Origin of the sequence: Streptomyces viridosporus (genome assembly GCF_002078235.1) — a bacterium.
Classification (GTDB): Bacteria; Actinomycetota; Actinomycetes; order Streptomycetales; family Streptomycetaceae; genus Streptomyces; species Streptomyces viridosporus.
On record NZ_MSGP01000703.1, the window covers coordinates 1 to 10982 of the forward strand.

The following is a 10982-nucleotide window of genomic DNA, read 5'->3' on the forward strand; positions in this document are numbered from 1 at the left end:
GCACCGTGAAGGTCTCGCCGACGCCCCGGTCGCCCTCGGCGAGACCTTCACGGTGCCGGGGGAGTCCGTACGGGTGGAGGTGGAGGGACGCACGGCCTCGGGGGCGTGGACGGTGAAGATCACCACGGGGTGATCACCGGCGGGGGCGCATACGGGAGAAGGCCCCCCGCTCTTGCAGGAGGCCTTCTCCGTGTCGTGCGCCGCCAGGGACTCGAACCCCGGACCCGCTGATTAAGAGTCAGCTGCTCTAACCAACTGAGCTAGCGGCGCCTGCTGACGTCGTAGACATTAGCACCCCGGTCGGCGGGAGGAAAAATCGATATCCGCACGGCCGCGCGGGCCGCCCGTACGGCCGCCCAGAGCAGTACCTCCGGGCCCGGTAACCAGGGATGACGCGTGTCCGGGGCGACCAGCCAGCGCGAGTCGGAGCGGACCGCGGCGGCCGTGGTGTCGAGGAGGGCCGGGACCGTCACCGCGTCGCCGGTGCCGTGGCACAGCAGCGGCGGGACACCGCCGGCGCGGCCGTGCCCGCGGCCGTGCCCGCGGTCGTGCGCGCCCCACTCCTCCCACTCCAGCAGGACCGGCAGCCGTTGGGCCGCCCCCGGCGCCGCGAACAGCAGCATCCGGCCCCGGAACTCCGCCACCGGCCCGGAACCCGGCCCCTCCTCCCACATCCGGTCCAGCATCCGGCGCCCGAAGATCGCGGGCGCGCTCACCACGTCGAAGGCCACGCCGCAGGGCAGGACGACCGGCGCGGTCGCCCGCTCCGCCCAGTGCGAGAGGGTGCTGCGCGGAGACGTTCCCGCCGAGGCGAGCCAGGCGGCACCGTCCGGGGTGACGCCGCCGGGGTCGGAGGCATTCCGTGTACTGCTCATGCCGCACAGGTCTACCCGCCGTGAGGGAACGGTTTCCCAGGGTTGCCGGAACCCGGGACGCGGCGCCGGGGGAGGGGATAGGGTGCCCGCCCGGCATATGCCACGTCTGTCCAAGCCCGGGGTGGTGGGCCCCACAGGACCCACAGGAATCCCAGGACCCACGAGAATCCCAGGACCCGCCGGGCTCACACCGGGTCGGTGTCCTCCGGGCCTTCGCCGCCGCGCATCAGGCCCCGCCCGAACTCGACCATCTTCTTCGCGTAGTCCTCGGTCCACTCGGCGCGCTCCGCGATGTCGGCCGTCGTCAGCCGGTCGAAGCGCCGGGGATCGGCCAGCTGGGCCGCCGCCACCGCCTGGAACTCCATCGCCCGGTCCGCCGCGGCACGGAACGCGAGCGTCAGCTCCGTCGCCCGCTCCAGCAGCGCGCGCGGATCGTCGATCGACTCCAGGTCGAAGAAGTGCTCGGGATCGGCGGCCGACGCCGCGGGCTCGAACAGCAGGGGCGCGGGGCGTAGCCGCGGTTCGTCCCGGCGCGGCGTGGGCTCCGCCATGATCTCTCCTTCTCGTACGTCGTGATCGACCCGCCGGGGCGATCCACCGGGATGCGCCTTCGGGGAAGCGGGCCACCGTCCATTGTCCCGCGCCTTCGCAAGAGGGCCTCGCCCCCGCCGTCGGGGCCGCCACCGCACGCGGTGTTCGGCGAGGTGGGCGAGGACCGCGTGATCGGCCTCCCAGCCGTCCGGGCCGTGGTCACCGGCCGCCTCCGGCGGCGTGCCGGGCTCCGTCCGGCGAGGGGGCGGGGCCGGTGGGCGTCGTCCGGTGGGCGGAGGCCGGGTCAGGGCTGCCACCGCACGCGGTGTTCGGCGAGGTGGGCGAGGACCGCGTGGTTGGCCTCCCAGCCGTCCGGGAACTTCACGAGCGTGCCCAGCTGGACCGGCTCCGTGGACGGGTAGTCGTCCAGCAGGTCGCCCACCCCCGCCCGGCACACCACGATGCACGCGTGCCGGTGCCGGGAGGCGAGCACGCACAGCCGGCCCGTCTCCAGGTGGAAGGCGGTGGCGTCGGGGCGGCCGGAGAGCGGGTGCAGGACCACCGTGACGTCGTACTCCCGGCCCTGCAGACGGTTCGCCGTGTCGACCGTGACGTCCGTCACGCCCAGCTCCGTGAGTGCCGCCCGCACCGCCGCCGCCTGGTCCCGGTGCGCGGTGCCGACGGCGATCCGGCCGGCGGTCAGCGGAACGGGGTCCGGTGACCGCTCGGAGGTGGTCGCGCCGCCGCGGTCCAGCAGCCTGCGCACGACCGTCGCCACCGCCCGCACCGCCTCCGGGTCCGTGCGCGGGGTGTGCCGGGCGGGCAGCTCCAGCAGGCCCCAGCCGGACTCGGCCGCCTCGTCGATCACCCGGTCCGGGCCCGAACCGTCCGGCGGGACGGCGAGGGTGAGCCCGCGGTCCCCGTGGCCGGTGCCGCTGCGGAACGGCGTGTACGGGTAGAAGGCGTCCGACACCAGGGGCGCCGCCGAGGCCGGCAGCCGCCACGACACCGGCAGCCGGTGCTGCGGCAGGCCGGGGTTGTGGGCGAGCAGGGTGGTCACGGCCGACGCGGACGGGTCGTACGACAGGCCCGCCCACTGCTCGCTGCCCACGATCGCGAACGGGTCCAGCTGCCCCGGGTCGCCCACGAACAGCGCCCGCTCGAACAGGTTGGCCACGGCGAGCAGCGCGTCCGAGCGCATCTGGTACGCCTCGTCGACGATGGCGTGCCGCCACGGCTCGACGCCCTTGACGTGCGCCCACTTCGCCGCCGTCGACAGGACCACGTCCAGCCCGGTGAGATCGGCCGCCTTCGCCGACGTGCGGACGTTCTCCAGCGCGTCGAGCGCCTTGTCGTACGGGTCGGTGTCGCTGCTGTGCAGCCGGCCGACCGGCAGGTCGGGGTTCTTCTCGGCGAGCCGCAGCACCAGGTCGTCGACCTGCGCGTTGGTCTGCGCCACGACCATCAGCGGGCGGCCCGCCGCGGCCAGTTCCAGTGCCGCGCGGACCACCAGGGTGGACTTGCCGGCGCCGGGCGGGGAGTCGACGACGACACCGCGCGCGGTGCCGTGCAGCGTGTCGTCCAGGATCGCGTCGGTGGCGCGGGCGGCCGCCGCACCGGGGTCGGAACCGGCCGGGGAGGCCACGGCCTCGGTGATCAAAGAAGGTCCTCCTCGGTCACGGGGTCGGCGGTCTCCGGCACGGCGGCCTCCTCGCCCGGCGGGCCGCCGTGCGTCCACGGCGTCTCCTCCGGGTCGGGCAGCTTCGCCCCGCCGCGCGGTTCGTGTTCGAACAGCGTGAAGCACACGCGGTCGCCCTTCTCCGGCACGGACCCCTCCTCGGGCTCCTTGCCGCGGCCCATCTTGTCCATGATCCGCAGGACGATCAGGAGGCCGCCGTCGTCGCCGTCGTCGCCGCCGGCGTCCGGTCCGCCGTCCTCGTACCCGGCGAACTCCGCCGTCTGCGGCTTGCCGCCCAGCGTGCGGTACACCCGGGTCCGCTCGCCCAGGTGCGGGCGGTCGTCCGTGCGGACGGTGACCAGCGGACGGGGGCTGGGCCGTTTGCTCTCGCTGTACGCCATCACCACGTCGACGACCTCGCCCGCGAAGGCCTCCCCGGCCAGCCGCCGGCCCGCCATCACCAGCGGATCGTCCAGGGCCTCCTGGGCCTCCAGGCGGGCCTGCTCCCGCTCGCGCACGGCGAGCTTGTTGGCCGCGGTGACGGCGTCGTCGCGGCGCGGCTGCGGCGGCTCGCCGGCCAGGACGCGGTCCCGGTGACCGGTGAACGACCAGCGGTCGCGCGTCCACCGCTCCTCGACGCGCGCGCCCTGCGGCAGCTCCCGCAACAGGTCCAGGCCGCGCCACACCGCGTCCCAGGTGGGCCGTGTGCGGCTCTCCACCAGCGCGCGGACGTCCCGCTCGGCGGCGGTCAGGGCGCCGAGGCGGGCGTCGGCCTCCAGCCCGTCCTCCGCGGCGGCGAGCGCGGTGCGGGCGCGGTCGTAGCGCTCGATGGCCGGGGCGAGCAGTTTGTTGTCGAACGCCGGATCGGTCGCCGGGCCCGCGGGCGGGCACACCAGCTGGCCGTCGGCGTCCCGCGCCAGCTCGGCCTCCTGCGCGGCCTCGGCGCCGGAGCGTCCCTCGGGCGGGGCGATCCAGGCGAGCAGCGCCCCCAGGTGCTGGTCCTCCAGGGTGGACTGCCCGGTCGCCCAGTGCCGGGCCAGGACGTCGGTCATGGCCAGCAGCAGCGACGAGCCGGGCACCCGGGCCCGCTCCCCGAAGTGCGTCAGCCACCGCCCCAGCAGCGGCACCCGGGGCGGCGCCGGGAACGGGGTCTCGGGATCCTGCTCCGCCGTGCGCCTGAAGCGCATGGACCGGCCGAGGAGCCGTACGAGGTCGATGCCCGCCCGGCTCGGCACGATCAGCTGGGGCGCGTCCGCGCACAGTTCGACCTCGACCTTGACCCGCTTGCCGGTCTCCGGGTCGGTCTCGGTGCGCTCGGCCGCCTCCACGGCGCCGGCGAATCCGTCGACGTAGGGAAGGACCACGTCGGCCAGTTCGGCGAGGAACGCGAACCTGAGGTCGCGGTCGCGCGGCTGCGGGACGACCAGCAGCCGCGGCGCGTCCCGGTCGGTGCCCACCAGCGCGCCGAGCGGGGCGCCCGCCTCGCCGGCGGTGGTGAGCGGCACGAACACCAGGGGCCGCGTCGACAGGTGCCGGTGCCGGACGGTGGCGGCGGGCCGGGCGCGGCCGGTGCTGACGGCCTCGAGGCGGGCGAGGGTGGTGATCAGCGACAAGGGGCCACCTCCCGGACGGCGGCGGGAGCGGCCGCGGCGGCGGTGCCCAGCGCCTCCGCGCGCAGGGCCGCCGCGCGCCGCAGTGCCGCCACCACCGGGTCGTCGGGGTCACCGGCCCGGCCGTGGGCCGCCGCCAGCACGTCCCGGACGGTCGTCAGACCGCCCAGTTCCGCGCGGACCGGACGACCCAGGGAGGTCACCGCGCCGGCCGCGCGGGAGCGGTCCCGGCAGTGGAAGGCCAGCTCGCACGCCGACAGGCACTCCGGCGCGTAGGTCGCCGGGACCGACTCCACGGCCGCCGTCAACTGCTCGGCGGGCAGCTCCGGCGAGAAGCACGTGCCCTCCGGGAGCGCGTCGGCGATCTCCTCGATCCGGGTGAGCCGGGCCAGCTGACGGGCGGTCACCGCGCGCTGCTTGCGCACGTCCACGGCCGACGCGGTGGGCAGGTTGGAGAAGTCCTTGGGGCACACGAGCAGGATCCGGTGCCGCACCCGCGGGGGAGGGTCGAGCCGGCCGGCCACCTCCTCGAGCGCCAGCACGTACACCGCCGCCTGGCGGGCCGCCGCGCCGACCTTCGACGGGTCCGCGGCGCCGTCCAGCATCGGGAAGGACTTGATCTCCACGACCGTCCAACTGCCGTCCGGGTGCACCACCACCGCGTCCGGCTCCAGGAAGGCGGGGGAGCCGGCGACGTCGAGCGCGAGCATCGGGTGGTCGAGCAGCGTCCAGGTGCCCGGGTCCGCGGCGGCGGCCTCCGCGGCCTCGCGCAGCGCCAGCCGCGTACGCTCCAGGCACCCCGCGGGTCCGGGAGCGGTCAGGTCGGGCACGCGCGCGGCGGTGGGCGGTTCGGCCGAGCGGTCCAGCTTCTCGTGGGCCAGCCGCAGCAGTTCGGTGCCACCGTCGGCCTTGACCTTCGCCTCGAACGCGTTGCCCCGCACGAACGCGAACTGGGACTGCCCGAAGACCGACGGCGAGCCCAACGCACTCGCCAGCGCCGCCTTGTTCACCCCGGCACCGTCGAGGATCGCGCGCCGTCTGCAGCCCGGGTTGGCGGCGAGGGCGGCCAGGGCGCGCGCGTCCAGCGCCTTGGCCTGGACCTCGGGGCCGCGCAGTTCAGCGAGCCGGTGCCGGAGCTTCCTCTCCGGCGTCCGAGGGGGAGGCATCCGGCTCGGATCCCGGTCCGTACCGCGACTGGTGCTGCCACTGCCGTGGAAATCGCTCACCCGCGGAAGTCTGGCATCCTGCACTGACAATCGGGGAACGGGTGCCGGAGGAGTCCGCCGCGACCGGTGTGGGACGGGGCAGGAACCGGGACTTGGCCCGGTCCGCGTACCGCATCACGGCCGGGGTCAGCAGCAGTCCGACGCCCATGACGGCCGCCCCCGCGAGCGCGTCGAGGAAGTAGTGGTTCGCGGTGCCCATCACCACGATCGTGGTCACCAGCGGATAGACCACGGCGGCCGTCCGCGTCAGACGCGTCCGCCCGCACTGCCACAGGATCACCCCGCACCACAGCGCCCAGCCCACGTGCAGACTCGGCATCGCCGCGTACTGGTTGGTCATCCCGCCCAGGCCCCGCGGGGCGCTCGCCTCGCCGCCCCACCACCCCCAGGAGCTGTAGTGGGCCATGGTGTCCACGAAGCCGTGGCTCGCGTCGAGCAGCCGGGGCGGACAGGTGGGCAGCAGGGTGAAGCCGATCAGACCGATGAAGGTGGACGTCATCAACCAGGTGCGGGCGGCGCGGTAGCGCACCGTGCGGGACCGGAACAGCCAGACGAGGACCGCGGGCGTCACCAGGTAGTGCAGCGACGCGTACCAGAAGTCGGCCGGTATGCCCAGCCACGGTTCGCGCGTGAAAAGGCGGTTGAGCGGGTGCTCGGCGTTGAGGTGCAGGGCCTTCTCGATGCGCAGGATCGCCAGACCGTGGTCCACGGCGTCGGAGACGTCGCCCCGGACGATCAGCCGCCCCGCCGAGTAGCAGGCGTACACCAGGACGATCAGCGGTAGCTCTGTCCACCAGCGCAGCCGGGTCGCCGGGGCCGCCTCGATGCCCGGTTTCTCGGTGTGCGGCATCCGATCGCCCTCCCCCTTCGTTCTCACGCCCGTCGGCGGCCAGTCACTCTACGGTGTGCGCGTCCCCGGTGAGACGCCCCCGGCCCTGATAGACGTCGGTACCGCCCGCCGGGTTGCCCGTGACCGGGGTGGGCGATGATGGAGGAGTTCCGTCCGCGAATTTCCCGAAAGGTCTCCCATGGCACCGCGCATCCTGCTGGCCCGGCACGGACAGACCGCCTGGTCGCTGTCCGGCAAACACACCGGCAGGACCGACGTACCGCTCCTGGAGGAGGGCCGGCGGGGTGCCGAGCTCCTCGGCGAGCGTCTGCACCGGGCGTCGTACGACGGGCTGCCGGAGGCCGAGGTGCGCACCAGCCCGCTGGTCCGCGCGCGGGAGACCTGCGAACTCGCCGGCTTCGGCGAGCGCGCGCAGACCTGGGACACCCTCATGGAGTGGGACTACGGGGCGTACGAGGGCATGACCCCGGCCGAGATACGGGCCGCCCGGCCGGACTGGCTCATCTGGCGCGACGGCGTCCCCGAGGGGGAGACCCTCGCCGGGATGACGGCCCGCGCGGACGAGGTGGTGGCCTGGGCGCGCTCGGCCGACCGGGACGTGCTGGTCTTCGCCCACGGGCACGTCCTCCGCTCCATCGGCGCCCGCTGGCTGGGCCTGCCCCTCGACTTCGCGGCCCGCATCCGCCTCAACCCGACGTCGCTGTCGGTCCTGGGCTGGGCGTACGGGGAGCCGGCCATCGAGAGCTGGAACGACCTGGGGCATCTGACGGCCTGAGCGGCGGCCGCCGCCGCCGGGCCGGGGGCTCGGCACCGCGCGGCCACCCGCACCGCGCGGCGGCACGCGCCGCTCGCGGCCGTTCGGACCGCGTGTGATCGCTCACACCGCGCGGCCGTTCACACCGCGCGGCCGCTCAGACCGCGCGGGGGAACGAGGCGTGGCGGTCCAGGAACGCCGACACGTCCGAGGCGCGGCGGTGCGGGAGCAGGACGCGGGACGTGCCCGCCAGCATCGTCTGGACCCGGGACGACTGGACCTCGGTCAGCAGGTCCAGCACCCGCATCCCGGCCCGGGCCGCCTCGTCGGGGCGTCCGCCGCGGGCCAGGTCGTCCGCCAGCTCGGCCGTGTACAGGGCGATGTTGCGGGTGAAGTGCGGGTGCTGCAGCTCCGCCGCCCGCCGCGCGTGCCGGGCGGCGCGCGGCCAGTCGCCCAGGGTCGACCAGCACTGCGCCTCCAAGCCCTCCAGCTCGGCCTCCCCGTAGAAGCTCATCCACTCGGGGTCCGCCTCCGAGGGGCCGCGGTCGAAGTAGGCCTGGGCCCGGACCAGGGCCTGCTCGCAGCCCGCCCGGTCGGCGAGCCCGGCCCAGCCGCCCGCCTCGCGCAGCGCCAGCAGCGACATCAGCCGCGGCGAGCCGAGCGGCCGCGCCACCCGCTGTGCGGCCTGCGCCGCCCGCACCGCCTCCCGGGGCCGGCCCGCGTCCCGCGCGAGGAACGCCGTGTTGCAGAAGGCGTGCGCCTCCAGGCCCGGGTCCCCGGTCACCCGCGCGGTCGCCAGCGCCTCCGCGTAGTGCGAGCGCGCGTCGTCGAAGCGGCCCGAGTCGTGGGCCAGCCAGCCCACCGAGATGGCCAGTTCACCGGCGCCCGCGTAGAGCCGGTCCGCCGTCCGCTGCCGGGTCGCGCCGGCGTCCAGCAACGCGTAGGCGGCGCGCAGGGGGGCCGCCGCACGTCGGTAGAGGCCGTCCGCCCCGTGCCGGTCGTCCAGCAGCCGGATCCGGCGGACGGCTTCCTCCAGCGCGCCCGCGTCGCTCTCCCCGGCGCGGCGCACGGCGCGCCGTGCCGCCGAGGCGTCCGGGGCGAACCCGAGGGGGCCCAGTGAGGCGGCGGCCACCGTGGCGCCTCCGCCGGTCATGAATGCGCGACGCAGCACGTCGCTCTCCTCTTGGTCGTGCGTGTCGTACGTGGTGTACGTGTCGTACCGGTCCTGTGTGTCGTACGGCTCGTCTGCCACGCGTGTCTCACCCGTGGCGTCCACCGGGTGCCCGGGGTGCGCCGAAGGCGTGTTCCCGGTCTCCCGGGCCCGGCGTCCGCGGACCGACGAGCGGGGCGCGAAGCCCAGGTCGGTCAGCGTGCGGCCGGGGAACATGTGCAGGAACACCCGTTCATAGGCGTAGTTGGGACAGCGGATCTCGCCCGCCTCCACCCGGTGCACGTACCGCGCGTCGCAGCTGACCCGCTCACCGATCTCGCGGGCGGCCCGGCGGACTGCCGCGGCGAACTCGGCCGGCGAGCGCGGTCCGCGCAGTTGCCGGAAGACGAGGTTGGGCCGGGGTGGCCGGTCGGGCTGGGACGAGGGCACCGTTGACGACGCCATGGCCGGGTCCTCTCTGCGAACCGTCGAACCATGCCGGGTTCGGGGCGAGTTGTCCGGTTGTCGGAGTGTCGCCCTGTTTCCGGCGGGCAAGAACGTACCGGCTGTGACGGATCCGCCACGCGGAGTTTGGCCACAAACCGGATATCTCATCCGCGATCCGCCATGATCTGCCATCCTTTGCGGCGCACTTCCACCGTTGCCGTTGACGGCCCGGCGCGTTGAACCCCGTGGACCGGGAGGCCCCCGACTCCCGACCCGCTCGTGTTCAGGCAGGAATGTGTGTGGTGGAGGCCGGGATGGTGACCAGCCAGAGCAGCGATCCTCTGACGCCGCCGGGTGCGGCGTCGAGCGCACCGCCGGGCGCGCCGGCGACCGGATGCGGGACGGCCGCGGCAGGCGGCGCACCGCCCTTCGGAGCCCCCGGGTGCGACGTGGTCACGGTTCCCGCACGGCAGGGTCTGGAGGCGGTCGACATCCTGCGGCGCGGCGCCGGTGAAGCGGTGGGGCCCGTCCTGCACGACGACGGCAGTGACACGCTCGGCTTCCTGGTCCCGCCGGGGACGGCCGCCGCGTGGGACGTGCCGGGCAGCACCTGTACGGAGACCGACGGCCGCGGGCTGCGGCCCTCCCCCGGACCGCCGGTGGAGGGCTCGGACTGGCTGGTGCCCCCCGGGGAGGCGGACCGGGCGACGGACCCCGCGGTGCTGCGGGCGGCCCTGGACGAGGCCCAGCGACTGATCGAGGCGGCGGACCGCTGCTGCTGACGGACCCCGTCCGGCCGGCGGTGGACGCCTGGGACAATGTCCCCATGGGAAGGTCCAGGAACCCCGGGCGCCGGCGGTCCGCCGCCGAAGCCGTCACCGAGAGCGTCGACGGGGGACTCGCCCAGCTCATCCCCGACCGGGAGCGGTCGCGGGCCTGGACGCTGCTGGTCGACGGGGCCCCGCAGTCGCACGTCGACCTGGACGACCCCGCCCACCTCTCCTTCGAGTACCAGCGCCGGTTCGGCCACGTCGTCGACCTCTTCGCCCCGCCCGGCAAGCCGGTGCACGCCGTGCACCTCGGCGGCGGCGCGTTCACCCTCGCCCGGTACGTCGCCGCCACCCGCCCCCGCTCCACCCAGCAGGTCGTCGAGCGGGACGCGGCGCTGGTGCGCCTGGTCCGCCGCGAGCTGCCGCTGGACCCCGGGGCACGGATCCGGGTGCGCTCGGCGGACGCCCGGGAAGGGCTCGCCAAGGTGCCGGACGGCTGGGCCGGTCTCGTCGTCGCCGACGTCTTCAGCGGGGCCCGGACACCGGCCCACCTGACCTCGACCGAGTTCCTCGACGACGTCCGCCGGGTGCTCGGACCCGGCGGGGTCTACGCCGCCAACCTCGCCGACGGGCCACCGCTCGCGCATCTACGCGGCCAGGTCGCCACCGCGGCCGCCCGGTTCGCCGAGCTCGCGCTGATCGCCGACCCCGCGGTGCTGCGCGGCAAGCGCTTCGGCAACGCCGTCCTGGTCGCCTCCGACGCGCCCCTGCCGATCGCCGAGCTGACCCGCCGCGCCGCCTGCGACCCGCACCCGGGCCGGGTCCAGCACGGCAGGGAACTCGCGGACTTCACCGGCGGGGCGGCCCCGGTGACCGATCTGGCGGCGGTGGCCTCGCCCGCGCCGCCCCCCTCGGTGTTCCGGTGAGCGGCGCCGGTCCCGGTCAGTAGTTCCCGATCTCCACGCGCGGCGGACTGGTCGATGCAGGTGTGGAAGACGGAGTCGTGGATCCGGGTGGAGTTCGCCTCGGGCGCGGACCGGGTGTCGGTCTTCTGCACCTGGCACGACGGCCCGCCGCGCGTGGAGATCGGG

At 75.2% G+C, this 10982-nt stretch carries 10 protein-coding genes, 1 tRNA gene and 1 pseudogene; 4 read left to right on the forward strand and 8 right to left on the reverse strand.

Translation table 11 applies throughout. From position 1 onward, the window contains the following. Nucleotides 1-133 (forward strand): annotated as a pseudogene (locus tag B7L92_RS43165) (M6 family metalloprotease domain-containing protein); the annotation flags it as partial. A gap of 63 nt (nt 134-196) precedes the next feature. Here the strand turns inward: B7L92_RS43165 and B7L92_RS36100 are convergent. The 7 genes from B7L92_RS36100 to B7L92_RS36130 form a co-directional block, all read right to left on the reverse strand. Next, nucleotides 197-270, reverse strand: a tRNA-Lys gene (locus B7L92_RS36100). Next, complete coding sequence (locus B7L92_RS36105; RefSeq protein WP_081241404.1) at nt 261-875, reverse strand: bifunctional DNA primase/polymerase; 615 nt, start codon at nt 873-875, stop codon at nt 261-263. Before B7L92_RS36105 ends, B7L92_RS36100 begins: the two co-directional genes overlap by 10 nt. A gap of 185 nt (nt 876-1060) precedes the next feature. Next, complete coding sequence (locus B7L92_RS36110; RefSeq protein ID WP_004987681.1) at nt 1061-1426, reverse strand: DUF8844 domain-containing protein; 366 nt, start codon at nt 1424-1426, stop codon at nt 1061-1063. 284 nt (nt 1427-1710) lie between these two features. Then, nucleotides 1711-3066 (reverse strand): AAA domain-containing protein, encoded by a 1356-nt coding sequence (locus tag B7L92_RS36115; RefSeq protein WP_081241405.1) that lies wholly within the window; start codon nt 3064-3066, stop codon nt 1711-1713. After that, nucleotides 3063-4697, reverse strand: coding sequence for an amino acid adenylation domain-containing protein (locus tag B7L92_RS36120; protein ID WP_081241406.1), 1635 nt, complete (start codon nt 4695-4697; stop codon nt 3063-3065). The genes B7L92_RS36115 and B7L92_RS36120 overlap by 4 nt, the downstream gene beginning before the upstream one ends. Then, nucleotides 4688-5860 carry a hypothetical protein gene (locus B7L92_RS36125; RefSeq protein ID WP_081241407.1) on the reverse strand — a complete coding sequence of 391 codons (1173 nt, stop codon included), beginning with the start codon at nt 5858-5860 and terminating at the stop codon, nt 4688-4690. Before B7L92_RS36125 ends, B7L92_RS36120 begins: the two co-directional genes overlap by 10 nt. Beyond that, on the reverse strand, nt 5811-6770 hold the full coding sequence (locus B7L92_RS36130; RefSeq protein ID WP_081241408.1) for a phosphatase PAP2 family protein: 960 nt from the start codon (nt 6768-6770) through the stop codon (nt 5811-5813). Before B7L92_RS36130 ends, B7L92_RS36125 begins: the two co-directional genes overlap by 50 nt. Nucleotides 6771-6948: 178 nt before the next feature. Between B7L92_RS36130 and B7L92_RS36135 the strand changes: the two genes are divergently transcribed. After that, complete coding sequence (locus B7L92_RS36135; RefSeq protein WP_081241409.1) at nt 6949-7545, forward strand: histidine phosphatase family protein; 597 nt, start codon at nt 6949-6951, stop codon at nt 7543-7545. A gap of 136 nt (nt 7546-7681) precedes the next feature. On the opposite strand, the gene B7L92_RS36140 is transcribed toward B7L92_RS36135, so the two are convergent. Then, nucleotides 7682-9139 carry an NsdA family TPR-like regulatory protein gene (locus B7L92_RS36140; protein WP_081241410.1) on the reverse strand — a complete coding sequence of 486 codons (1458 nt, stop codon included), beginning with the start codon at nt 9137-9139 and terminating at the stop codon, nt 7682-7684. 296 nt (nt 9140-9435) lie between these two features. Between B7L92_RS36140 and B7L92_RS36145 the strand changes: the two genes are divergently transcribed. Together B7L92_RS36145 and B7L92_RS36150 are read left to right on the forward strand one after the other, a co-directional pair. Then, nucleotides 9436-9903, forward strand: coding sequence for a hypothetical protein (locus tag B7L92_RS36145; protein ID WP_081241412.1), 468 nt, complete (start codon nt 9436-9438; stop codon nt 9901-9903). A gap of 44 nt (nt 9904-9947) precedes the next feature. Further along, nucleotides 9948-10817, forward strand: a complete 870-nt coding sequence (locus B7L92_RS36150; RefSeq protein ID WP_081241411.1) for a spermidine synthase — start codon at nt 9948-9950, stop codon at nt 10815-10817. Nucleotides 10818-10982: the final 165 nt, after the last annotated feature.

Excerpts from the sequence above, each read along its gene's own strand:
- B7L92_RS36125 (WP_081241407.1), bottom strand. The coding sequence starts at position 5,860 with ATGCCTCCCCCTCGGACGCCGGAGAGGAAGCTCCGGCACCGGCTCGCT.
- B7L92_RS36140 (WP_081241410.1), bottom strand. The coding sequence starts at position 9,139 with ATGGCGTCGTCAACGGTGCCCTCGTCCCAGCCCGACCGGCCACCCCGG.
- B7L92_RS36105 (WP_081241404.1), bottom strand. The coding sequence starts at position 875 with ATGAGCAGTACACGGAATGCCTCCGACCCCGGCGGCGTCACCCCGGAC.
- B7L92_RS36145 (WP_081241412.1), top strand. The coding sequence starts at position 9,436 with ATGGTGACCAGCCAGAGCAGCGATCCTCTGACGCCGCCGGGTGCGGCG.
- B7L92_RS36135 (WP_081241409.1), top strand. The coding sequence starts at position 6,949 with ATGGCACCGCGCATCCTGCTGGCCCGGCACGGACAGACCGCCTGGTCG.
- B7L92_RS36130 (WP_081241408.1), bottom strand. The coding sequence starts at position 6,770 with ATGCCGCACACCGAGAAACCGGGCATCGAGGCGGCCCCGGCGACCCGG.
- B7L92_RS36150 (WP_081241411.1), top strand. The coding sequence starts at position 9,948 with ATGGGAAGGTCCAGGAACCCCGGGCGCCGGCGGTCCGCCGCCGAAGCC.
- B7L92_RS36110 (WP_004987681.1), bottom strand. The coding sequence starts at position 1,426 with ATGGCGGAGCCCACGCCGCGCCGGGACGAACCGCGGCTACGCCCCGCG.